The following is a 22,433-nucleotide window of genomic DNA, read 5'->3' as shown; positions in this document are numbered from 1 at the left end:
CGGGATCAGACGGCCCTACGATCTAGGTTCTCTTCTCCTGCTTGTGTGGGGCCGTGCGGCGGTGGGCCGTAGCCCCCGCCGCCGGGGGTTTCGACGACGAGTACGTCGCCGGGTCCGACGTCCGCCGTATCGCTTCCGCCGAGTTCCGTGACGGTGCCGTCGGCGCGCTCGACCCGGTTGACGCCCAGAGCACCGGGTTCGCCGCCCGCCATGCCGTAAGGCGGCACCCTGCGGTGCTGCGACAGTGTCGAGACGGTCATCGGCTCCAGAAAGCGGATACGTCGTACGGCGCCGTCGCCGCCCCGCCAGTGTCCGGGGCCGCCGCTGCCGTGTCGAATCGCGAACTCCTCCAGCCTGACGGGCAGTCGCCACTCCAGGACCTCGGGGTCGGTGAGCCGCGAGTTGGTCATGTGGGTCTGCACGACGGGGGCGCCGGGGAAGCCGTCGCCGGCGCCCGAACCGGAGGCCACGGTCTCGTAGTACTGGTGGCGCTCGTTGCCGAACGTCACGTTGTTCATGGTGCCGGAGCCTTCTGCCTGGACTCCCAGAGCCGCGTACAGGGCGCCGGTGATCGCCTGGGACGTCTCCACGTTGCCGGCGACGACGGCGGCCGGGGGCTCCGGGGCGAGCATCGACCCCGGCGGCACCACGATGCGCAGGGGGCGCAGGCAGCCGTCGTTGAGCGGGATGTCGTCGTCCACCAGGGTGCGGAAGACGTACAGGACAGCGGCGTTGACGACGGCGAAGGGCGCGTTGAAGTTGGTGCCGAGCTGCGCCGACGTGCCCGTGAAGTCGACGGTGGCCGAGCGTGCTTCGCGGTCCACGGAGACGCGGACCCGGATGACCGCCCCCGAGTCCGTCTCGTAGGCGCACTCGCCGCCCTGGAGTGTGTCGATGACGCGGCGCACGGCCTCCTCCGCGTTGTCCTGGACGTGCCTCATGTACGCCTGGACGACGTCGAGCCCGAAGTCCTCGATCATCCGGCCGACCTCGTCGACGCCTTTGCGGTTGGCGGCGATCTGGGCGCGCAGGTCGGCGAGGTTCGTCTTCGGGTTGCGCGAGGGGTGCGGCGGCGCTGTGAGCAGGGCCTGTGTCTCCACCTCCCGGAACTGTCCGTTCTCGGCGAGCAGCCAGTTGTCGAAGAGGATGCCTTCCTCGTCGATGGTGCGGCTGTTCGCGGGCATGGAGCCCGGGGCGATGCCGCCGATCTCGGCGTGGTGGCCGCGCGAGGCGACGTGGAACAGGATCCGCTCACCCTCCGTGTCGAAGACCGGGGTGATCACGGTGACGTCGGGGAGATGGGTTCCGCCGTGGTACGGGTCGTTGACGGCGTAGGTGTCACCGGGCCGCATGCCGTCGCCGCGCCGCCGGAGGACCTCCTGCACGCTCGTGCCCATCGAGCCCAGGTGGACCGGGATGTGAGGGGCGTTGGCCACCAGGTTTCCGTCGGGGTCGAACAGGGCGCAGGAGAAGTCCAGGCGCTCCTTGATGTTGACGGACTGGGCGGTCGATTCCAGCCGGGCGCCCATCTGTTCGGCGATGGACATGAAGAGGTTGTTGAAGACCTCGAGCAGAACGGGGTCCGCCTGAGTACCGAGATCGGAACTCTCCGTGACCGCCGCGCGTTCCATGACCAGCTGCCCGTCGTCGGTCGTCGCGGCCCGCCAGCCGTCGTCGACGACGGTAGTCGCGCCTGCCTCGGCGATGATCGCGGGCCCGTCGACGGTCTCGCCGGGCCGGAGTTGCCGGCGCTGGTGCAAGGGCACCTCGCGCCAGGCGCCGCCCGTGTGCAGTCGGACGGTCGGCGCGGTGGCGGGGCGGGAGGCGGGTGGGGCCTCGTCGGGGGCGAGGGCGGAGAGATCGGGGGGTTCGGTGAGACCGGTGGCTTCCACGGAGAGGGCTTCGACGACGACCGGACGGTCGAGGGTGAAGGAGTAGGTGGCGCGATGACGTTCTTCGAAGGCGTGGGTCATGGTGTCGGGCTCGGTGAGCTCGACGGTCAGTGCCGTGTCCGTGCCGTCATAGCGGAGCTGGGCCCGGCGGGTGATCCGGATGCGGTGTTCGGGGACGTCCTCGGCGAGGAGTTCGGCGCGGGTGGCGCTCTCCAGATCGTCGGCGGTCTTGAGGATGCCGGGCATCGAGGCCGGTTCGAGGCGTGTCTCGACGGACTGTTCGCGCATGGCCGTCGTGTCGGCGAGTCCGATGCCGAGGGCGGACAGGACGCCTGCCATGGGCGGGACCAGGACGGTGCGGATGCCGAGCGAGTCGGCGACCACGCACGCGTGCTGGCCTCCGGCGCCACCGAACGTGGTGAGCGCGTAGCGCGTGACGTCGTGGCCCTTCTGTACGGAGATCCGCTTGACGGCGTTGGCGATGTTGGCCACGGCGATCCGCAGGTAGCCCTCGGCCACCTGCTCGGGAGTACGGGCGTCGCCGGTGCTCCGGTGGATCTCGTGCGCGAGGGCGGTGAAGCGTTCCTGGACGAGAGCGGCGTCCAGGGGCTGGTCGCCCCCGGGGCCGAACACCTTCGGGAAGTGCGCGGGCTGGACGCGGCCGAGGGCGACGTTGGCGTCGGTGACCGTCAGGGGACCGCCGTTGCGGTAGCAGGCGGGTCCGGGGGAGGCCCCGGCCGAGTCGGGGCCCACGCGGTAGCGGGAACCGTCGAAGTGGAGCACCGATCCGCCGCCCGCGGCGACCGTGTGGATGTCCAGCATGGGGGCGCGCAGCCGGACTCCGGCGATCTGTGTGGTGAAGGTCCGTTCGTAGTCCCCGGCGAAGTGGGAGACGTCCGTGGACGTTCCGCCCATGTCGAATCCGATGACGCGGTCGTAGCCGGCGAGCTGCGACATCCGGGCCATGCCGACGATGCCGCCGGCGGGGCCCGACAGGATGGCGTCCTTGCCGCGGAACTGTCCGGCCTCGGCGAGGCCACCGTTGGACTGCATGAACATCAGCCGTACGCCCCGGAGTTCGGTGGCGACCTGCTGGACGTAGCGGCGCAGCACGGGCGACAGGTAGGCGTCGACGACGGCCGTGTCGCCGCGCGGCACCAGCTTCATCAGCGGGCTGACCTCGCTGGAGAGGGAGACCTGTGGGAAGCCGACTCGTGTCGCCAGCGTGCCCACGGCCTGTTCGTGGGCGGGGTGGAGATGGCTGTGCATGCAGACCACGGCGACCGCGCGGATCCCGTCGTCGTAGGCCTCCTGGAGGGATGCGGCGAGGGCGTCCAGGTCGGGGGCGCGCAGAACGGTGCCGTCCGCCGCGATCCGTTCGTTGACCTCGATCACCCGCTCGTGGAGCGGTTCGGGGAGTTCGATCGCGCGGGCGAAGATGGCCGGGCGGTTCTGGTAGGCGATGCTCAGGGCGTCACGGAAACCCCGGGTGGTGACGAGGAGTGTGCGCTCGCCCTTGCGTTCCAGGAGGGCGTTGGTCGCGACGGTCGTGCCCATGCGCACGGCGTCGACCGGGGCATCCGTGTCCCCTTCGCCGCCGAGGAGTTCACGGACGCCCGCGACGGCCGCGTCGGCGTAGCGGGCCGGATTGTCGGACAGCAGCTTGTGCGTGAGCAGCCTTCCGTCGGGGCGCCGCGCGACGATGTCCGTGAAGGTCCCGCCCCGGTCGACCCAGAACTGCCAGCCTGTCACGTCTGTTCCCCGTTTCCGCCCAGCTCAGAGCGCCCGGAGGCCGCTGATCACGTCGCGCAGAATACTCTCGTCCGGCAGTTCGGCAGGGGGAACGGGACGTGTCACATGGACCTTTTCGTCATCCACCAGATCCCCGATCAGGACCCGCACCACTCCGATGGGCAGATCGAGCTCCGCCGCGAGTTCGGCGACGGACTGGGGGACGTCACGGCAGAGTTCGACGATGTCCACGTGTTCCGGGGACAGCGAGTGGTCCGCCTCGGGGTCCTCGGCGTGCAGTTCCGTGACCACGAGGGCGATCAGATCGAGGCGGTGCTGGGCCGCGCTGGTGGTACGGCCGCGGGTCATGGCGTACGGGCGGACCACCGGGCCCGCCTCGTCGTCGAACCAGTGGCGTCTTCCCTGACCGTCTCCGCTCATGTCATCCCACTACCCGCCCGAAGGCAGATCGGTGCGCGGGCTGGAGGCCAGATGTACGCCGACCCGCTTGACGAGGAGCGTCATCTCGTAGGCGACCTGGCCCACGTCGGAGTCGGCGTCCGAGAGGACGGCGAGGCAGCTCCCGTCACCGGCGGCCGTGACGAACAGGAACGCCTCGTCGAGTTCGACGACGGTCTGGCGGACACTGCCCGCCTCGAAGTGCCGGCCGACGCCCTTGGCGAGGCTGTGGAAGCCGGAGGCGACGGCGGCCAGGTGTTCGCTGTCCTCCCGGGTGAGGTCCTTCGAGGCCCCGGTCGGAAGGCCGTCGCCGGAGAGCACGATCGCCTTGTTGATACTGGCGACGCGGTCCACCAGTTCGTCGAGCAGCCAGTTCAGTTCGCCGGACACACTGCTCGTCGCGGCGGGCCCTGCGGCCTTCGGTGCGGTCATCGACCGTCCCCCTTTGTCGTTCCTCGTTCTGAGCCGTCCTGGGCCTGGTCGCCCTCGGCATTCTCTTCGCGGCCGCGCTGCCAGCCACGCTGGAGCGAGGCCATGCGACTGCGTACTTCGTCGGCGTCCCGTTCGGCGGGGTCCGGCCCCGTGCGGTCGCGGCCGTTGCCGCGCTCGGCGAGCCGCGCCGGTCCGTCCTTCAACTGGGGGGCCAGATTCGCCTGCCGGACACGCCGCGGCAGCGCGGCCGTACCGGCTTCCGCCTGCCCTCTCGCGGTGTCGCGGCGGGGAGTCGTTTCGCCGTCCGGGCTCGCCGGGGACGCCGTGGTGCGGGTGCGCCGGGGCAGGGCCGGGGTGTCGTGGTGGCCCGACGTGTCCGGACGGCCGGTGTTCTCACGGAGACCGGGTGCGCCGGAGGGTTCGGGTGCCTCGTGGAGAGCGGGTCTCCCCGGTGTGCCGAAGCCTCCCGGACCACCGGGGGCGCCGGAGCGTTCACCGCCGCGCCGGGCCGGGACGGCGGGCCGCTCGCCGTGCCGCCTGGGCAGTGGCTTGGCGCCTTCGAGTTCGGGCACGCGGTGTTCCCGGCGGTCCTCGTTCTCTCCCGGTCCGGGGTCCCGCACCGATTCGAGGTCCGGGGTCGTGCCCTCGTCCAGTTGGTCGCGCCACGATCTGGTCCCCGTGACGGGACGGCCGTGGGAGCTGACGAGCTTGGGCGTCCGGCGGTGCGGCAGCGGGACCGGAGCTCCGTCCGGACGGTCGTCGTCCTCCGGCCGGGCGGCTTCGTCGCCGTCTCCGGCCTGCTGGCGGCGCCCTGTGGGCACCCCGGCGATCGAGCGCCGCGGACGGAACAGTCCTCCGCGTTCGCTGTCGTCGTCGCCGAGCGCGCCGGGGAATCCGGTGAGCGTGTCCAGGTCGACGGGCGCGTCCAGCTCGACGGGGCCGTCGAGGACCGAGGCGGGCAGACCGGGCAGACGCGCCGACGACTCGGTGAGTGTCGCGCCGGGGCGTTCCTCGGTCTTGCGCCCCTTGGCGGGCAGGGTGCGGTCGAGGCGGAATCCGATGCCGTTGGTGTCCGGGACGTCGTCGGTGAGCAGCACGTCCGGCATGAAGACGACCGCGGTGGTGCCGCCGTACGGGGAGGGCTGGAGCGAGACGCGGACGTTCTGCCGCTGGGCGAGCCGGCTGACCACGAAGAGGCCGAGCCGGTCGGTGTCGGAGAGTTCGAACTCGGGGGTCTCGGCGAGCCGCAGGTTGGCGTCCAGCAGCGCCTCTGCGGTCATACCGAGGCCGCGGTCGTGGATCTCCAGGGTGAAGCCGTTGGCGACGCGTTCACCGACGACGTGGACGGCCGTGTGCGGCGGCGAGAACACCGTCGCGTTCTCCAGGAGCTCGGCCACGAGATGGGTGACGTCGGCGACGGCGGGGCCCGTGATGGCGACGCGCGGCAGCCGGCGTACCTCGACGCGTTCGTAGTCCTCGACCTCGGCGACGGCGGCGCGGACGATGTCCATGAGCTGGACCGGCTTGCGCCACTGCCGGGACGGCGCCGCGCCGGACAGGATGACGAGTCCCTCGGCGTGGCGGCGCATGCGGGTGGTGAGGTGGTCGAGGCGGAACAGGTCGGCCAGTTCGTCGGTGTCCTCGGTCCTGCGTTCCATGGTGTCGAGGAGGGTGAGCTGCTTGTGGAGCAGCACCTGGCTGCGGCGGGCGAGATTGACGAAGACCTCGGAGACGCCCTCGCGCAGTTCGGACTGCTTGACGGCCGCCTCGACGGCGGCGCGCTGAAGGGTGTTGAGGGCCTGGCCGACCTCGCCCATCTCGTTCCTGTCGTACTCCAGGCGCGGCACTTCGGTCTCGATGTCGACCTGTTCACCCGCGGAGAGCCGGCGCATGACGCTGGGCAGCCGTACGCCGGACGCCTCGTGGGCCTCCATGCGCAGGCGCCGCAGGTCGCGGATGAGGCTCCGGCCGATGCGTACGGACATGACGAGCGAGGTCAGCAGGGCGATGAGGCCGACCACGCCCGCACCGACCGCCTGGAGGATGACGCTCATGGCCACGGGCCTGACCCGGTCCCGGTAGTGGTCGCCCGCCAGGTCCTCGAGTTCGCCGAGCTCGGAGAGCACATGCCCGGCCGCGCCGTCCCAGCTCTTCGCCGTGACGCCGCTGGGCGAGCCGTCCGTCGAGGCGGCGACCGCCCGTTCGGCCGCGCGCAGCGGCCCGGTGCCGGCGTTGCCCCAGTAGCGCTCGAAGCGGGCGCGGTCCGACGAGGGAAGGAGCGGCAGGCTGACGTCGTACAGCAGCGTGCGCTGGGCGACGAGGTCGGAGACCTGGCGGAGTTCGTCGCGCGTGAGGTGTCCGGCGACCAGTGCGGAGCCGAGGAGGGCGTCCTCACGGGACAGCAGCTCGCGGGCGCGGGACACATTGACGAGGGCGCGGCTCTCCTTGTCCAGTTCCACGTCGTCGACCACGTGCAGGTTGGCCAGCAGGGCGTAGCAGGGATCGATGAGCCGGTCGTAGAGGCGGAGGGCCTGGACGCGGTCGAAGGTGCCGTCCTCGACGCCGCTGCGCAGCGAGGAGATCCCGTCGACGGCGTCGAGGAGCGAGGTGAGGCGCTCCGTGGTGCCTCCGCCGAGTTCCTCGCGCACGCCCTTGGCGCCGGCGTTCCTGCGGACCTTCGCCAGGACGCGGTCCGTGGCGCCGCGGCTGCGCTTGAGCGCGGCGAGTCCGTCGGAGGCGCGAGGATCGGCCAGGTAGACGAGTGTCTGCCGGCGTTCCCGTTGGAGAACCCTGACGGTGTCCTCGGCCGGGTAGCCGATCTTCTGCACGACCTCGGAGACGCTGAAGAGCCGGCCTGCCTCACGACCTGTCAGCACGGTGGCGAAAGCCCAGATCCCGGTCAACGACACCAGGGGCACGAGGAGCAGCGCCACAATCTTCCGGCGGATGGACTTCCCGCGAAAGCGCATGGCCTCCCCCAGCTCGACCCCCTCGGTCAGGGGGTACACATGTGCGTCAACAAACGGCGTGAGCCTACTACTGACACAGAGACAACTCGAAGACCGTCCGGAGGGTGGATCCGGCCCGACGGGGAAGGAGGCATGGGGAGTTGTCCGTTCATTGGGGGAGATTGCGCCCCCGGATACGGCACTTGGGGCCGGATCCCATCGGAGCGGGGAACTTCGTCAGTTGGCCGAAATTCTTCGCTCGGCGGGAATCTTCGGGGCAGGTCGTTCGTCTGTCTGTACGGGAATTGAGGGCGGAATCGGCCACAGGTGCCGCATGCCGCGCTCAGTCGGCGTAAAAGAGCGCAAGCCGGGCAGCCACTGGGGGGCGGGGGTCGTGAGACACCCGTGCGAGAGGACTGCTGGGCGGTGGGGAGTGACAAGTTGATGGGCACGGCGGAACGGAGCGGGTCACCCGCTGCTGAGGTTGCGACAGGAAAGGCGGCACAACTGGCCACCCTGGTACCGGATGACGGCGTTCCGGCAGCGGGGCACGACCGTCCGGACGCGCGGTCGGCGAAGGACGGGCCCGACGCGGCGGACCTCCGGGAGACCGGCCCTCGCGGGGGCGGCCGAGCCGAGGAGAAGGGCGTCGGCACGTACGGATACGAGGAGCACGAGGAACGGGCGTACTACCGGCCGTTGTGGATCGAGGAACCCGCGCGCAGGCGTCGGCTGCCGGATCCGGTGCGTACGTCCGCGGTGCGGGCGGTGCTCGTCATCTCGGTCACGCTGATACAGGCCGTGGTGGCGTTCCTGTGCACGATGACGGAGTCCTGGTTGGCTTTCCCGATGGTCATCAGCAGTGTGGCCAGTACGGTCGTCGCCACGTGGGCCGCCCTGGACGTGTGGGTGACGCGGCAGGTGTGGAACCAGCGGAACGGCGTGGTGTCGGTGCCGAGCAGCACGGCACGGGCGCTTCGACGCGAGCGCCGCAAGGCCAGGCGCCAGGCACGGATCGCGGCGCGTGCCCAGGAGCGGATACGCAGGCGGGGCGGGGCCGGGCAGTTGTCGCACTCGTAGCGGAGCGGCAGCCGCTGCGCGCCTCGGTCCGACCGCGGAGCGGCTGCTCTTCGGACTTCGGCCGGCCGACGGACCGGTCGCCCCCGGCGCCCCGGCCCGACGGTCGGGCGCTGGGCGGCCGCCGGGCGCTGGGCGGCCGGGCACGAGGGCTCCCTCGCTGTCACGACGTCGGTGACGGAGAGCGGCCCTCGGACAGTTCGCTCCGGCGGCCGCCCCCAAGGAGAGAAGCCGCAAGGAAAAGCGCACCGCGCGAAGTGCGGGGAACCGCGTCGCCGACCGCTGACGGCACGCGATTCCCCCCGCCCTTCGGCTCCGTCGCTACGGGGTCACCGGTGCCGGGCGCTTGAACATCCGTGTCGCCGTGATCTCGGTGTGCACGGCCTCCCCGGCGGCCGCCTCGCGCGGCAGGCCCGGCCGCAAGTGCTCCTCGACGCTGATGTACTTCAGCCCGGCGCGAAGGTCGGCGTCGTTGCGCAACCGGATGACGAGGGGGAACTCGGCGAGCGCGGTCGTGTCGAACAGACCGGTCGTGTAGAGGAGCTGGACGCCGAGCGCGTCCGAGACGGCCCGCTGGAGCTCCAGCAGATACGTCGCGTTGGCGCGCCCGATGGGGTTGTCGAGGAACAGGGTGCCGGCGTGCCGGTGCTTGTCACGGCCGCGGTCGTTGCTGCGCAGCGCCGCCATCGTGCAGTACAACGCGATGGCGGCGGTGAGGAGCTGGCCGCCGGAGAACACGTCGCCCATCTGCCCGACGGGAACGCGTTCGGCGCGCAGTACGGCGTCCGGCTTGAGGATCTCGACGGCGACGCCCTTGGGCTGGAGCGCGGCACCGACACCGCGCAACAGCAGCGACATGCCGTCGCGCCGCATGTCGGAGTTCTTCTTGACCGCCGCGCGGGTGGCTTCGTCCACCACCTCGCCGAGCCGCTCGGTGAGGGTGGCCTGGTCGGGTTCCTCGAAGCGGATGCGGAGGAATTCCTGCCCCGACCACTCCCCCAGTCCCTCCGGCAGCCTGGACAGCCGCTGGGCGGACCGAAGAGTGGCGAGGGAGGACTCGACGAGTCCGCGCAGCCGGTCCACGATCGAGCCCCGGTTGCGATCCAACTGCGCCAGTTCGTCGGTCAGCACACGCAGCCGGGGCGCGAACGCGTCCGCCCACTTCTGCGCGTGCTCGGACAGGGAGGAGGCGGGCAGCTCGCGGATCTGCTGCCGGGCGGGGGTGCGCACCTGCTCGTAGCGCGTGGAGTTCGCGTGGCGGACGAGGATGTCGCCGGCCTCGCGGACGGCGGCCTCGGCCGTGGTCAGATCGGCGGCGCAGCCGCGCAGCGAACGGCGGCTCTCGGCGGCGGAGTTCCGCGCCTCTTCGAGGGTGCCCGGATAGGGCTCGGACTCGTCCTGCTCCTCGTCGACGTGCTCGCGGAGGAGGTCCCTGAGGAGCGCGGCGGTCTCGTCGAAGCCGCCGGCCGCGTCCTCGGCGGACCGGTGGGCGTCGAGGAGCTCCGCGTGGGCCTCGCGGGCGCCGTTCAACGCCTCGGTGCGGGAGACGAGTTCGGTCGTGGCGGTGCGGAGCAGGGTCTGGGCCTGCTCGGCGTCGACCGGAACCAGCTCGTCCGCCAGCTCGGTGTGCGTCTCGCCCTCCTCGGGCGCGTGCCGCTCCGCCTCGCCGCGCAGCCGCCCGAGCTGTTCGCTCGCGGTCGACATCCGGGTCTCCAGGAGCTGCATCAGTTCCTCGGCCCGTGCCACGGCGGCCTGCCGGGAGGGGCCGTCCGAACCGTCCGGTGACTCCAGGAGCTGGCCGGCGCGGGTGCGGACCTTGTTGCTGAGCCGGTCCAGGTCCGCGAGGGCCGCGCTCTCGTCGCTCTCGGACCGTGCCTGCTCGGCGCGCAGGTCGGCGCCGACGCCGACCTTCTCGTAGAGCTGCGACGCGGCCCGGTAGGCCTCGCGCAGCGCGGGCAGCGAGTCCTTGGCGGCCGCCGACCCGTCCTGCGTGACGTCGTCGGGGGCGCCGGCGATCTCGGCGCGTTCGGCGCGCAGCGCACGGGCCGTGCGGCGGGCGTCGTCGGCGGCACGCTGGGCGCCGCGGCGGTCCTCGTCGGCGGCGCGGGCGCGCTCCAGGCACACCTGCGCGCGGGCTTCCGATTCCGCCGCCTCGTCGGCGAGTTCGCGGAGGTTGACCTGCCATCCGGCGCGTTCGCGCAGCCGGAAGGCGAGTCCGGCGAGCGCGTCGGCGGCACGCCGGGCCTTCTGGGCGGCCTCCTGCCGCTCGTCGCGCACGTGGGCCGCTTCGGCAGCCGTCTCGTCCGCCTCCGCCCGGACGGCGCGGGCCTCGGCGAGCTCGGCCTCGGTCTCCTCCGCGAACGCGCGCGCGTCGCGGGCGGCCGTGGCCAGCTCGGTGAGCCGTCCGGCGGGGCAGCCGGCGCGCCAGGAGGCTAGGCGCGCGGCCAGCTCCCGGTCCTTGCCGAGGCGGCCGGCGAGGGTGCGGATCTCTTCGTCCCGCAGACCGGTCCGGGCGCGCAGCGCCTGGCGCTCCTCGTCCGCGGCGTGCTCGTCGTGCATGGCCGGGTTCGGGGGGACGAGGAAGACCCCGCCGTCGTCCGTGCCGGCGGCCGGGGTGGGGGCGAGCAGGGCGGCGGCCGTGCCGACCGCCACCGTCGAGCGGGGCAGCAGCGCCGCCTCGCCGAGGACCTCTCGGGCCCGCGCGTGGGTGTCCGGGTCGGTGATGATCACGCCGTCGACGAGCTCGGGCCGGGCGGCCAGGACGCGCGCGTGGTCGACGGGGTCGACGGCCTGGGCGAGGTAGCGCCATCCGGGCAGCGCGGGGATGCCGTGCTCGCCGAGGTACTCGACGGCGGCCAGCACGTCCGGTCCGGGCGGCAGCAGTCCGCCGTCGCCGAGCGCCCCGAGGATCCGGGCGTCGTCGGCGGCGGCGGTGCGCAGGTCGAAGAGCTGCCGCTCGGCGGAGGCGACGGTCTCGTCGAGAAGTCCGCGGAGGTCGTCGGCGTACCGGTCGAGCTCTTCGGGAGCCAGCGGTGCGCCGGACGACGTGTCGGCCGGGACGTCCGCGTCCTCGTCGCGGCGCGGCTGGGGAACGCCTCGGCGGGTGTCGGAGCCGGGCAGGCCGAGCAGTTCCGCGAGCCGTTCCTCCCGCGCCAGGGCCTCGGCCGTGCGCCGTTCCGCTTCGTGCGACCGCTCGGCGGCCGTGGCCGCGTCCGCCGCGCGGGCGGCCGTCAGCTCGGCCCGGGACTCGGCGGACCCTGCTTCCCGCGCCTGGTCGGCGGCGCGCCGTGAGGCCTCGCGGGCGATGTCCCAGGCGGCGACGGCCGTCTTCTCCGCGTCGCTGGCGGCGAGGGCGGCACGGGCCGGGTCGGCGTCGGGGGCGCTGTCGTCGAGCCAGCCGGCCCGGACCGCCTCGGCGGTCTCCTTCTCGACCTCGGCCAGCCGCTGACGCAGATGCCCGATCTCGCTGCGGGCGCGCTGCGCGGCGGTGGCGGCGGCCGTCGAGTCGGCGTGTGCCGTCTCCCCGGCCTCCTGGAGACCCGCGGACCGCTCCTCCTCCTCGTTGGCGAGCGACTCGGCGCGCTCGGCGGCCCGGTGCAGCGCTCGGACGAGGTCGACGGCGGCGGTGGCTCGGGCCGCGAGCGCGGGCGCGGCGTCCCGTTCGGCCTCGCGGATGGCGTCGGCGACGCGGGCGGAGCGGTCGGCGGCGGCACGGTGGCGCAGTACGGCCTCGGCGGCCTGCCAGGCGGCGTGCAGGGTGCGCGCGTCGGCGAGCTCGCGCTTCTGCGCGGCGGCCGACTTCTCCGCGCCGGCGAGGGCCAGCGAGGCGTGACGGTAGGCGAGTTCGGCGGCGATCAGCGCGCTGCGCTCTCGGGCGCCCTCGGCGTGGGTGACGGCGTACGCGGCGGCGGTCACGCGCTGGGCGAGCTCACCGGCGCGCACACGTTCCCGCACGGCCCGCGCGGACAGCCGGCGTGCCAGCGTCCTCGTCCGCCGCTCGGCGCCCGTGTGGATGTCACGCGCGCGTGCCCGTGCCCCGGCGGCGTCGACGATCCGGCCGAGCAGGTCCACGGAACCGGCGGTGAAGTCGCGCTCGGCGATGAGTTCGGCGCGTCGTCCCAGCTTGTTGCCGAAGCCGCCGACAAGGTCGGCGAGCCCGTCGGTGTCGCGGGTGTCGGTGACCGCGCGCAGCAGCAGATCGGTGAAGTCGGAGTCCTTCTTGACCGCGAAGAGACCGGCGGCCTCGCCCTCGTCGGCGTTCATCTCCCGCTGGTAGCGGAAGAGTTCGGGGTCCAGGCCCAGGTCGCCGAGGTGTTCGTTCCAGCGGTCGTGGATCTCCTCCCAGTGCACCTCCAGGTGCGGGTAGGCCTTGCCGGCCTCGGTGATCGCGTCGCGGAAGCCCTTCATGGTGCGCCGCCGCCCCTGCGCCCCGGAGACGCCCTCGCCGGGCGGCCGTACCGAAGTGGCCTCGGCGACGGGCAGGTTGTCCAGGCTGAGCCCGGGTCCCGGCCGGAACGAGTACCAGGCCTCGGCGAACTTCCGGGGGTCGTTGGAGACCTGCCGCCCGCGCCACTCGCTCGCCTTGCCGACCACCACGCACTCGCCGGTCAGCGTGTGCTGCCACTCCAGCGCGACATGTCCGCAGTCGTCGGCGAGCAGGAACTTGCGCAGGACGCCGGAGCTGGCACCGCCCAGGGTGTTGCGGTGTCCGGGGAGCATGACCGAGAAGATCAGCTTGAGCAGCACCGACTTGCCGCCGCCGTTCTCCAGGAAGAGCACTCCGGCGGGCGCGGGCCGGCGCGGCGGGCCGACCGGCTCCTCCGCGAAGAACTCCGCCTGGGTGGGCGCCGGGTCGGGTACGGGCTCGCCGACTCCGCGCAGGTCCAGCACAGTGTCGGCGTAACGCGCACCGGCGGGCCCGATGGAGTAGAGGCGGACCCGGGACAGCTCGTACATGGCGGCGGACTCTCGTAGTCGAAAGGGGGTGAGGTCGTGAGGGGGAGCCGGGAGGGCGGGCGGACGTCAGGAGTGGAACGGAAGTCCGGCTCCGGCCACGAGCTCCAGGTCGTCGGTGTCCTCGGCGGGCAGCAGGCTCGCCGTGCCGTCCGTCACCGGGACGACGCCCAGCTCCAGCAGTTCGGCCATGGCCGCGCTGCCCGCCATGTCGCGGACCTGGAGCTGATAGCGGGCCGTCGTCCGGAACGTCCCGCCGGCGTCGTCGCCGGTGCGCTGGAGGAACCCGGAGTCGGTGAGGAAGGCGACGGCCTTGGCGATGATGCCCGTCGTCGAGCCGGCCAGTCTTCGCGCGTCCTTGGTGGCCCCGGTGGAGCTGCGCCGTGCCCAGATCCGCCAGGCCGCCTCAAGTCCGGGGGCGTCGGTCGCCGGGTCGGTGTTCTCGCCGGTCTCCTCGGCCCGCTCCTCCAGGCGCCGGCAGGCCTGTCGTACGAACGCGTCGACGCCGTTGACCGAGACCCGCCCGATGTATCCGTCGTCGGCGAGGTCCTCGGGGCGCGGGAAGGCCAGGGCGGCCACGGCGAGGTGGGCGAGTCCGTGCAGGAACCGGTCCCCGGAGTCGGTCGAGGCGCGGCGCGCGTAGTCGCCCATGCGGACGGCGAAGACCGAGTCCTCGGCGGCGGTCACGGCCATCCCCGCGCGCGGGGACACCTCGAGGACGACGAGGCCGAGACCGGCGGCCACCGCGTCGGCGAGCCGCGCGAAGGGCGGGTCCTCGCGGTAGCGGCGCAGCAGCTCGGTGTACTCCTGGTCGCGCGCGGGCTGCAGTTTGGGCTGCAGCCCGAAGGCGACGAGCCGCGCCGCGTCGGCGGCGTCGGCAGGGGTGACGGGGGCGTTCGCCGGTGCGGCGGTGGCCTCCGGTTCACTCCACTCGACGTGCTCGGTCACGGCTGGGACTCCTTGTTCGAAATTACGAGGGTACGGGCAGGCGGACGGACGCGCGTCCCGTGCGGGACTCGCTGACCGGCGGCGCCCGGCTCCGCGGGACCGGCCTGCGCCTTCACCGCGGCGGTGCGGCCCGTGGCGGGGTTCCCGGGCATCGCGGGGTGCGCGCCGGCGGCGTTCCGGGGCCTCCCGCGGTGCGCATCTGCGGCGTTCCGGGGCCTCCCTCGGTGCGCCCGCTCTCGCGGCGGAAGGTTCATGCCCGGTCCGCCTTCATCCCGGCCGCGTCGAGCAGTGCCATGCCGACGATCAGATCGGCACCGCCGAATTCCGGGTCGTCCAGCTCGGTCCCGTCGTCCACGGCGAACAGCAGCCGCTCCTCGCCCTGCCGGTAGGCGGTGCCGACCGGCGGGCTCGCGGCGTGCACGGCCAGGAGAGCCACCAGGTAGGGCAGCTCGGGATCGCGGCGGCGGGCCTCCGCGAGCAGCCCGGACAGCCTGCGCGGCGCGTCCGGCGGCAGGTTCAGCAGTTCCTTGGCGGAGGCGAGCTGCTCGTCGCTGAAGCGGCTGTCGTCCGGTGTGGCGATCAGGTCGGGCTCGGGCATCTCCGCGCCGAGGTGCTCGCGCTCCAGCGGCGGCGTCAGCAGGATGTCGACGAGGTCCGCGACCCGTACGGCGACGGGGGTGCGCAAGCCTGTACCGCGCGCGAAGAAGGCGTCGGTGACGCGCAGCGCCCGCTCCACGGGCAGGGGCAGCACCGGCGCGACGAGGTGGCCGTAGAGGTCGATCCCCGAGGTCGTCATGGGGGTGCCGAAGGCCTGCCGGTCCTGCTCGGCGCGGAACAGCGGGCCGGCTTCGAGGAGGCGGGACTGGAGCTGGGTGTGGCGGCGGATGCAGTCCTTGACTATGTCGACGAGCTCGGCCGCGCGCCGCTTCTGCTCGGGGTCCTCGGACTCGTCGCGGGCCTTGCGGATGTTGGTGAGGATCGCGTTCTCGTGGCGGTACCGGTCGGCCACGTGGTCCAGGGCCTCGGCGATCATGTCGGGCACGGCCTGGAGCCAGTCGACGGCCCGGACGTTGCGCCGGGTGGCGTCGAGCGCCTTGCGCAGCGTTTCCGCGTACTGGACGGTGCGGTAGCGGGCCTGCTCGGCGGCGAGCTGCGCGTCGGCCAGCCGGCCGCGGCTGATCAGCACCTCCAGCTTGACCTCGGCGGCGATCTGCGCGCTGGTGACATCGGTGTCGAGGGCGCCGACGAGGACGTTGACCGCTTCGTCGGTCGTACGGAGGTAGACGCCTCCCCCGTAGCCCGGTACTTCCTCGATCAGCTTGAAGTCGTAGTCGCGGCGGACATAGCTGCCGTCGGGTGCGAAAGTGCCGTACACGGCCCGGAAGCCCCGGTCGACGCTGCCGACGTTGATCAGGTTCTCCAGGACCCAGCGGGCCACGCGCTCGTGCTCGGCGACCGGTCGGCCGGGGGCCTGGGCGGCGATGCGCGGGATGAGCCTGGCCACTATCTGGTCGTGGTCGGCGCCCGTGTCGAAGTCCATGTTCAGTGTGACGAGATCGATGGCCGCGAGGGCGACCTCGGCCATGCCGTACACCGTGTACTCACCCGCGAGGTTCGCCTTGCGCACGTCCAGGTCGTGCAGCGGCGCGGTGCACGCGAGCGCGCGCAGCCGCCGCGCCAGGCCCTCGTCGGCGGCCGGGCCCGGCGCCGGGCGCGGCCCCGCGCTGAACTGGGGCGGAACGCTGTCCGTCGATGCAGGCGAAGTCACGGTGCACAGACTAGGTCCTCGGTCCGACAACGGTCGAAACGGCGCAGAAGCGACCGTCGTACCCGCCGGACCACGACCCGGCCGACCCGGTCGACCCGGTCGCCCTGGGCACGGCCGGACTTACGGACAGCCACCGCGCGTGTCCCGCCGTGGGCACGGCCAGACGCACGGACAGCCACCGCACGCGTCTCGCCACAGGCACGCCCGGACACCCGGACAACCACCGCACGCGTCTCGCCACAGGCCCGCCAGGACAACCACCGCATGCGTCTCGCCCTGGGCACCCCGGACCCCGGACAGCCGCAGTGTGTCCGGGACCCTTGCCCGGCCCCACGTGTCCGACGCCACACACCGGGCCCCGCCGGGCACGCCGGGCACGCGCGCCGCGCGAGGTCGTCAGGCCGTGCCCTCGACCCGAGCCCTCAGCCCGAGCCCTCAGCCCGGGCCCTCGGCCCGAGCCCTCAGCCCGTGCCCTCTCCCCCGTCGGCCACCCGGCGTGCGTACACCTCGACGAGGCCTGTGAGCGAGTCGTCGAGATAGGCCGCGAGGAGGCGCTCAGCGCCGTCCCGGTCGCCCGACCGCAGGGTCCGCAGGATCTCGTGGTTGCGCGCGAGGTAGGGCTCGTGGAGCCGCTGGGGGTCGTCCACGACGTGGAACGCGAGGCGCAGCTCCGCGAAGACGCTGCGCATCACCTCGTCCGTGCGGGCGCTGCCGGCGAGCGCGACCAGTTCGCGGTGGAAGTGGATGTTGGCGGTCGACACCGCTTTCCAGTCACCTTCGCGCGCCCCCCGCTGCCCGTCGGAGACGGCCCTGGCGATCCCCTCCACGGCGTAGGGCGGACTGCCGAGCCCGCGGACGACGGCACACTCGACGAGGGACCGGGTGCGGTAGATGTCCTCGACGTCCTCGACGGTGAGCACCCGTACGAAGACCCCCCGGTTGAGTTCGTGCACCAGCAGCCGCTCGTGCGTGAGCAGCCGGAACGCCTCGCGCAGCGTGTTGCGCGAGACACCGAGGGCGCCGCCGATGCTGTCCTCCGACAGTCGCGTCCCGGGCGGGAAGAAGCCCTCGGCGATCCGGCTCCTGAGGATGTCCGAGACCCGCTCGGCGGTGCTGGTGCGGCCCAACAGGGCGCGATCGTCGGCCAGTTCCGTCAGCTCTGCCATGCCCGGAATTCAACCGCAGACCGGAGAACGAAACAACACGGGTATTGAGGGATCGTTCAACGATCCTCTACCTTGTCGGGCAGGCGCTCTCCACATCACCGCGAACTGCCGAGCGCCCCAATGCTTCCGCACGGCCCGGCTCAGTCCTCATGCACTCTCCGTCCCTCACTGCGAGGTGCCCATGAGCACGACCCCTCCACCCCAGGCCCTGACCCCCGGCACGCCGTCCGTCACAGGTAAACCCGGTTCCCAGGAAGGCGCGTTTGGCTGGCTGCGCGCCCTCGGCCCGCGGGGCCGGCGCGCGTTCGGCGGCGCGTTCGGCGGCTACGGCCTCGACTCGTACGACTACTTCACCCTGCCGCTGAGCATGGTCGCGCTCGCGGCCTACTTCGGCCTCGACAGCGGTCAGACCGGGCTGTTCACCACGGTCACCCTGGTCGTGTCCGCGGTCGGCGGCGCGGTCGCGGGCGTGGTCGCCGACCGGATCGGACGCGTCAAGGCGCTGATGATCACGGTGATCACCTACGCGGTGTTCACGGTGGCCTGCGGCTTCGCACCGAACTACGAGACGCTGCTGGTGTTCCGCGCCCTCCAGGGACTCGGCTTCGGCGGCGAGTGGGCGGTGGGCGCCGTCCTGGTCGCCGAGTACGCGAGCCCCCGGCACCGGGGGCGCACACTCGGCGCGGTCCAGAGCGCCTGGGCCGTCGGCTGGGGCCTGGCGGTGCTCGTCTACACGCTGGTCTTCCAGTACCTCGACGACGACCTCGCCTGGCGCGTGATGTTCTGGACCGGCGCGCTGCCCGCGCTGCTCGTGGTCTGGGTCAGGCGCCAGGTGCGGGACGCACCCGAGGCCGCCGCGGTCCGCGAGAAGAGCAGGGACAAGGGATCGTTCACCGCGATCTTCAGGCCCGGCACGGCCGAGGACCCGGGGCTGCTGCGCACCACCTTCTTCGCGGTCCTGCTCTCCACCGGTGTCCAGGGCGGCTACTACACGCTGGCCACCTGGGTGCCCACCTATCTGAAGACGGAGCGCGGACTGTCCGTCGTCGGCACCGGCGGCTATCTGACACTCCTGATCACCGGGGCCTTCCTCGGCTACCTCACCGGCGGGCTCCTCACCGACAGACTGGGCCGCAAGCGCAACATCCTGCTCTTCGCGGTCCTCTCCGCGGCCTGCATCCTCGCCTACGCGAACATCCCGAGCGGCGCCAACACCCTTCTCCTGGTGCTCGGTTTCCCCCTCGGCTTCTGCATGTCGGCGATCTTCAGCGGCTTCGGCTCGTTCCTCAGCGAGCTGTACCCGGTAGCGGTGCGCGGCACGGGACAGGGCTTCGCGTACAACACCGGGCGGGCCGTCGGCGCGGTCTTCCCCACCACGGTCGGCTTCCTGGCCGACAGTTGGGGCGTGGGCGGAGCGCTCGTCTTCGGCGCGATCGGCTACGCCCTCGCCGCGCTCGCCCTGACCGGACTCCCCGAGACGCGCGGCAAGGAGCTCCTGTGAACGACACCGTCCAGGTCCGGCCGCCCGCCCTCCCCGGAGACGGCTCACCGAGCCCGCTGAAGACCGCCGGCCCCGCGCGCGCGTGGACCCCCGCAAGGGCCCGTCGGCGGTTCCGTTCGGGGCTGTCGGTCCCCACGGCCGGGATCGCCTCCGGCCATGCCCAGGCCAACCTCGTGTCGGTGCCCGCCGACTGGGCGTACGAGATGCTGCTGTTCTGCCAGCGCAACCCGAAGCCGTGCCCGGTCCTCGACGTCACCGACGCCGGTTCGTGGACCACCGTGCTCGCCGCGGGCGCCGATCTGCGCACCGATCTGCCGGGCTACCGGGTGTGGGAGCACGGCGCGTTGGTGGCCGAGCCCAGGGACGTCGTCCCGTACTGGCGGTCCGATCTGGTGTCGTTCCTGATCGGTTGCAGCTTCACCTTCGAGTGGGCGCTGAGCTCCGCGGGCGTCCCGCTGCGCCACATCGAGCAGGGCCGCAACGTCTCGATGTACGTGACGGCACGTCAGTGCCGTCCGGCGGGACGGCTGCGCGGCCCCATGGTCGTGTCGATGCGTCCCGTTCCGCCCGAGCACTTGAGCGCGGCGATCCGGGAGAGCAGTCTGCTCCCTGCCGTGCACGGCAGTCCGGTGCACTGCGGGGATCCGTCGGGGCTCGGCATCGAGGACCTCTCGCGCCCGGACTTCGGCGATCCGGTGATCGCGGCCCCGGACGACATCCCGGTGTTCTGGGCCTGCGGAGTGACGCCACAGGCGGCCGTGATGGCGTCCCGTCCGCCGTTCGCGATCACCCACGCGCCCGGCCGGATGTTCATCACGGACACGCGTGACGAGCAGTACCGAGTGGCCTGAACGGGCCGGAGGAGGAGGAACGGCAGCCCATGACCCCCATCGATCTCAACGCCGATCTCGGCGAGGGCTTCGGCCGCTGGCGGCTGACCGACGACGAACGGCTGCTGTCCGTCGTGACGAGCGCCAACGTGGCCTGTGGCTTCCACGCCGGGGACGCGCCCACCATGCGGCGGGTGTGCGAGCTCGCGGCTGAGCGGGGCGTACGGATCGGCGCCCAGGTCTCCTACCGTGACCTGGCGGGGTTCGGGCGGCGGGCCATGGACGTGCCGCCCGACGAGCTGGCGGCCGAAGTGGCCTACCAGATCGGCGCCCTGGAGGTCTTCGCGCGCGCTGCGGGCTCCCGGGTGGCGTACGTGAAGCCGCACGGCGCGCTCTACAACCGGGTCGTGCACGACGAGGAGCAGGCGGCGGCGGTCGTCGACGGTGTCCTGCTCGCGGGCGCGGGTCTGCCGGTGCTGGGTCTGCCGTCCTCGCGCTTCCTGAAGATCGCCGAGGGGGCCGGGCTGCCCGTCGTCCCGGAGGCGTTCGCGGACCGCGCGTACACCGAGGAGGGCACTCTGGTGCCCCGCGGCCAGGAGGGCGCGGTGATCACGGAGCCCGAGACCGTGGTCGAGCGCTCTCTCGGCCTGGCGCGCTCCGGGACGGTCATCTCCCGTTCCGGGGAGCGCGTTCCGGTCCGGGCGCGTTCCCTGTGCCTGCACGGGGACACGCCGGGGGCGGTCGATCTGGCCCGCCGGGTACGGGCGCGGCTGGAGTCCTCGGGCGTGCGCGTGGAGGCGTTCGCGTGAGCGGCACGACCACCGACGCCGGCACGACCACCGACGCCGGTACGGCCCCGGCGTCGGCCGACGGTAACGGCGAAGCGGACAACGGCGGAGGAAGCCGTGTGAAGGTCCTGCCCGTCGGCGAGCGGGCGCTGCTGGTGGAGGTCTCCTCGGGGGAGGCCGCCCAGGCGCTGCACGCCGAGCTGGTGCGGCGCCGCGCGGAGGGCTCGCTGTCCGTGCGGGAGATCGTCCCGGCGGCCCGCACGGTGCTCCTGGACGGTCTGGACGACCCCGGCAGGCTCGCGGAACTACTGCCCGGCTGGGACATCCCCCCGCTGACCGCGCGCGCGGACGCCACCGTCGAGATCCCCGTACGGTACGACGGTCCCGACCTGGCGGACGTGGCGGCCCACTGGGGGGTCGGAGTGCGCGAGGTGCCGGAGATCCACGCCGCGACCGAGTTCCGGGTCGCCTTCTGCGGGTTCGCGCCCGGATTCGGCTATCTCACGGGACTGCCGGCACGGTACGACGTGCCGCGCCGGGCGACCCCGCGCACGGCGGTGCCCGCGGGCTCCGTGGCACTGGCGGGCCCGTACACCGGTGTGTACCCGCGCAGTTCGCCGGGCGGCTGGCAGTTGATCGGCACGACGGACGCGATGCTGTGGGACCACGCGCGCGTACCGGCCGCGCTGCTGGCACCCGGCGCGCGGGTGCGCTTCGTACCGGAGAGGTGTTCATGAGCGACCGGGCCCTCGCGGTGGTGCGGGCCGGTGCCCTGACCACCGTCCAGGACCAGGGGCGGCCCGGGCACGCCCATCTCGGCGTACCGCGCTCGGGAGCGCTGGACGCGCCCGCGGCGGCGCTGGCCAACCGGCTCGTCGCCAACCCCGCCGGGGCGGCGGTGCTGGAGACGACGGTCGACGGATGTGCCCTGCGCCCTCGTTCTCCGGTCACGGTGGCCGTGACCGGAGCGCCCTGTCCGGTGCGGGTGGACGGCCGTCCGGTCGCCTGGGGGGCTCCTGTCCGCGTGCCCGCGGGGGCCCTCCTGGACATCGGTTCCGCGCGCGCGGGGCTACGGAGTTACGTGGCGGTGTCCGGCGGCGTGGCCGTCGATCCGGTGCTCGGCAGCCGCTCGACCGATCTCCTCTCGGGGCTCGGCCCGCCGCCGCTGACGGACGGCGCGGTGCTTCCCCTGGGGAGTCCCGGCACCCTTCACGCGCGCGTGGACGTCGTCCCGCACCGCGCGCCGCCCGCCGAGCTGGTTCTGCGCGTGACCCTCGGCCCGCGCGACGACTGGTTCACCGCGTCGGCCCTGCGGACGCTCGCGACCCGCGCCTACCGGGTCTCGTCGGCGAGCAACCGCATCGGGCTGCGCACGGAAGGGCCCTCACTGGAGAGGGCCGTCTCCGGCGAACTCCCCAGTGAGGGCCTGGTGCTGGGTGCCGTCCAGGTGCCGCCCGACGGCCGCCCGGTCGTCTTCCTCGCCGACCATCCGACCACCGGGGGGTACCCGGTGATCGCGGTCGTCCGTCCCGCCGACCTTCCGGCGGCCGCTCAGGCGGTCCCGGGAACCCCGGTGCGTTTCCTGGCCGTACGCCGCCGCTGAGGCCGCCGCGGGTTCCGCGCCTCAGGCCACGTCCGGCTGTTCCGCGACCGACAGGGCCGCCAGGGCGGACGCGACGGCGTGCGAGGCGCTCAGGTCGAGTCGGGCGCTGGTGCCCCGGGCCCGGTGGCGCACCTCGGACGCGGCGAGGGTGAGCAACTGAGGCAGCAGGTCCGTGCAGCGCCTGGCCACCCAGCCGGTTCCCGCCGTGGCCAGCCACAGCAGGCTCGCGGTGCGGGTCGGCGCGGGGAACTCGGCCGTGGGGCGGGGCGGGCTGTAGCGGTGCGACGGCGCCCACCGCCCCGCTGGACCGCTATAAAGACAGCGCGAGATATTTGGG

General features: G+C 72.9%; 14 protein-coding genes and 1 pseudogene. 6 read left to right on the top strand and 9 right to left on the bottom strand.

The genetic code is table 11. From position 1 onward, the window contains the following. Positions 1-5: 5 nt before the first annotated feature. From ACFXGX_RS19660 to ACFXGX_RS19645, 4 genes are read right to left on the bottom strand one after another with little or no spacing between them, the layout of a single operon-like run. On the bottom strand, positions 6-3,644 hold the full coding sequence (locus ACFXGX_RS19660) for a hydantoinase B/oxoprolinase family protein (protein ID WP_384792525.1): 3,639 nt from the start codon (positions 3,642-3,644) through the stop codon (positions 6-8). A gap of 24 nt (positions 3,645-3,668) precedes the next feature. Beyond that, positions 3,669-4,064, bottom strand: coding sequence for a DUF742 domain-containing protein (locus tag ACFXGX_RS19655; protein ID WP_384792522.1), 396 nt, complete (start codon positions 4,062-4,064; stop codon positions 3,669-3,671). Positions 4,065-4,073: 9 nt separating this feature from the next. Then, positions 4,074-4,514 (bottom strand): roadblock/LC7 domain-containing protein, encoded by a 441-nt coding sequence (locus ACFXGX_RS19650; protein WP_384792519.1) that lies wholly within the window; start codon positions 4,512-4,514, stop codon positions 4,074-4,076. Then, on the bottom strand, positions 4,511-7,483 hold the full coding sequence (locus tag ACFXGX_RS19645; RefSeq protein ID WP_384792516.1) for a nitrate- and nitrite sensing domain-containing protein: 2,973 nt from the start codon (positions 7,481-7,483) through the stop codon (positions 4,511-4,513). The genes ACFXGX_RS19650 and ACFXGX_RS19645 overlap by 4 nt, the downstream gene beginning before the upstream one ends. A 423-nt stretch (positions 7,484-7,906) precedes the next feature. On the opposite strand from ACFXGX_RS19645, the gene ACFXGX_RS19640 reads away from it, so the two are divergent. Beyond that, entirely contained in the window at positions 7,907-8,542 is a 636-nt protein-coding gene (locus ACFXGX_RS19640; protein ID WP_384792508.1) for a hypothetical protein, read from the top strand. 318 nt (positions 8,543-8,860) lie between these two features. Here the strand turns inward: ACFXGX_RS19640 and ACFXGX_RS19635 are convergent, their stop codons facing one another. The 4 genes from ACFXGX_RS19635 to ACFXGX_RS19620 all read right to left on the bottom strand — a co-directional run bounded on the left by ACFXGX_RS19635 (position 8,861) and on the right by ACFXGX_RS19620 (position 17,374). Then, positions 8,861-13,495 (bottom strand): hypothetical protein, encoded by a 4,635-nt coding sequence (locus ACFXGX_RS19635; protein ID WP_384792506.1) that lies wholly within the window; start codon positions 13,493-13,495, stop codon positions 8,861-8,863. A gap of 66 nt (positions 13,496-13,561) precedes the next feature. After that, positions 13,562-14,440 carry a hypothetical protein gene (locus ACFXGX_RS19630; protein WP_384792503.1) on the bottom strand — a complete coding sequence of 293 codons (879 nt, stop codon included), beginning with the start codon at positions 14,438-14,440 and terminating at the stop codon, positions 13,562-13,564. 250 nt (positions 14,441-14,690) lie between these two features. Beyond that, a complete protein-coding gene (locus ACFXGX_RS19625; protein ID WP_384792500.1) occupies positions 14,691-16,208 on the bottom strand; it encodes a hypothetical protein in 1,518 nt (505 codons plus the stop codon). A gap of 461 nt (positions 16,209-16,669) precedes the next feature. Then, positions 16,670-17,374 carry a GntR family transcriptional regulator gene (locus ACFXGX_RS19620; protein ID WP_384792497.1) on the bottom strand — a complete coding sequence of 235 codons (705 nt, stop codon included), beginning with the start codon at positions 17,372-17,374 and terminating at the stop codon, positions 16,670-16,672. Positions 17,375-17,555: 181 nt separating this feature from the next. Between ACFXGX_RS19620 and ACFXGX_RS19615 the strand changes: the two genes are divergently transcribed. The 5 genes from ACFXGX_RS19615 to ACFXGX_RS19595 all read left to right on the top strand — a co-directional run bounded on the left by ACFXGX_RS19615 (position 17,556) and on the right by ACFXGX_RS19595 (position 22,096). Next, on the top strand, positions 17,556-18,875 hold the full coding sequence (locus ACFXGX_RS19615; RefSeq protein ID WP_384792494.1) for an MFS transporter: 1,320 nt from the start codon (positions 17,556-17,558) through the stop codon (positions 18,873-18,875). Positions 18,876-18,931: 56 nt separating this feature from the next. Further along, positions 18,932-19,726: a putative hydro-lyase gene (locus ACFXGX_RS19610; RefSeq protein WP_384792576.1), complete on the top strand. Its 795-nt coding sequence runs from the start codon at positions 18,932-18,934 to the stop codon at positions 19,724-19,726. 29 nt (positions 19,727-19,755) lie between these two features. Continuing rightward, complete coding sequence (locus tag ACFXGX_RS19605) at positions 19,756-20,514, top strand: LamB/YcsF family protein (protein ID WP_384792491.1); 759 nt, start codon at positions 19,756-19,758, stop codon at positions 20,512-20,514. Positions 20,515-20,612: 98 nt separating this feature from the next. Beyond that, positions 20,613-21,230 (top strand): allophanate hydrolase subunit 1, encoded by a 618-nt coding sequence (locus ACFXGX_RS19600; protein WP_384792573.1) that lies wholly within the window; start codon positions 20,613-20,615, stop codon positions 21,228-21,230. Next, the gene (locus ACFXGX_RS19595) at positions 21,227-22,096 is read left to right on the top strand and encodes a biotin-dependent carboxyltransferase family protein (RefSeq protein WP_384792488.1); all 870 of its coding nucleotides are present in this window, start codon (positions 21,227-21,229) and stop codon (positions 22,094-22,096) included. The genes ACFXGX_RS19600 and ACFXGX_RS19595 overlap by 4 nt, the downstream gene beginning before the upstream one ends. A 21-nt stretch (positions 22,097-22,117) precedes the next feature. Here ACFXGX_RS19595 and ACFXGX_RS19590 read toward each other — a convergent pair. Beyond that, positions 22,118-22,433 (bottom strand): annotated as a pseudogene (locus ACFXGX_RS19590) (hypothetical protein); the annotation flags it as partial.

This window comes from Streptomyces sp. NPDC059371 (assembly GCF_042751995.1).
In the GTDB taxonomy this organism is placed as follows: Bacteria; Actinomycetota; Actinomycetes; order Streptomycetales; family Streptomycetaceae; genus Streptomyces.
Note: the sequence above shows the minus strand (reverse complement) of the source record. Positions and strands in the feature narration are given on the sequence as shown.

Coding starts and splice junctions, on each gene's coding strand:
- ACFXGX_RS19640 (WP_384792508.1), top strand. CDS start 7,907: ATGGGCACGGCGGAACGGAGCGGGTCACCCGCTGCTGAGGTTGCGACA.
- ACFXGX_RS19605 (WP_384792491.1), top strand. CDS start 19,756: ATGACCCCCATCGATCTCAACGCCGATCTCGGCGAGGGCTTCGGCCGC.
- ACFXGX_RS19620 (WP_384792497.1), bottom strand. CDS start 17,374: ATGGCAGAGCTGACGGAACTGGCCGACGATCGCGCCCTGTTGGGCCGC.
- ACFXGX_RS19615 (WP_384792494.1), top strand. CDS start 17,556: ATGAGCACGACCCCTCCACCCCAGGCCCTGACCCCCGGCACGCCGTCC.
- ACFXGX_RS19650 (WP_384792519.1), bottom strand. CDS start 4,514: ATGACCGCACCGAAGGCCGCAGGGCCCGCCGCGACGAGCAGTGTGTCC.
- ACFXGX_RS19635 (WP_384792506.1), bottom strand. CDS start 13,495: ATGTACGAGCTGTCCCGGGTCCGCCTCTACTCCATCGGGCCCGCCGGT.
- ACFXGX_RS19595 (WP_384792488.1), top strand. CDS start 21,227: ATGAGCGACCGGGCCCTCGCGGTGGTGCGGGCCGGTGCCCTGACCACC.
- ACFXGX_RS19655 (WP_384792522.1), bottom strand. CDS start 4,064: ATGAGCGGAGACGGTCAGGGAAGACGCCACTGGTTCGACGACGAGGCG.
- ACFXGX_RS19645 (WP_384792516.1), bottom strand. CDS start 7,483: ATGCGCTTTCGCGGGAAGTCCATCCGCCGGAAGATTGTGGCGCTGCTC.